At 76.9% G+C, this 555-nt stretch carries 1 protein-coding gene; it reads left to right on the top strand.

Annotated elements, in window-relative coordinates; translation table 11 throughout:
• The coding region (locus DZG00_RS16310) for an NUDIX domain-containing protein (RefSeq protein ID WP_233550186.1) at window positions 1-555 on the top strand (555 nt) is incomplete at both ends.

Raw genomic sequence — 555 nt, 5'->3', positions numbered from 1 at the left:
CACCAGGGCGAGTCCGCGGTCGACGGCGCGGCGCGCGAGGCCGCCGAGGAGGCGGGGGTGCCGCCCGCGGGGATCCGGCCCGTGCTCGCCACCGTGCTCGACCTCGGCTTCTGGAGCTACGCGACCGTCACCGCCCGCGTCCACCGCCCGTTCGAGCCGCGCGTCGCGGACGCCGAGAGCATCGAGCTGCGCTGGGTGCCGCTCGACGAGGTCGACCGCCTCGAGCTGCACCCGGGCTTCGGCCGGGCGTGGCCGATGCTGCGCGACGAGCTCGCGCGCGAGGTCACGCTCGTCGTCGACACGGCCAACCTGCTCGGATCCCGGCCGGACGGCTGGTGGCGCGACCGCGCCGGATCCACCTCCCGGCTCCTCGCCGAGCTCGACCTCCTCGCGCGCGACGGCATGCCCGCCGCCGACCTGGGCCTGCCGGGCGACGTCAGGTGGCCGGACGTCGTGGCCGTCGTGGAGGGGGACGCACGCGGCAACAGCGTCTACCGGCTGGGTCGCGTGCACCCGCGCTTCCAGGTGCCGGCGCACATCGCGGACGACCTCGCG

Origin of the sequence: Clavibacter lycopersici, from assembly GCF_003576405.1 — a bacterium.
Lineage (GTDB): Bacteria > Actinomycetota > Actinomycetes > Actinomycetales > Microbacteriaceae > Clavibacter > Clavibacter lycopersici.
This window is presented reverse-complemented; position numbering and strand designations above follow the sequence as displayed.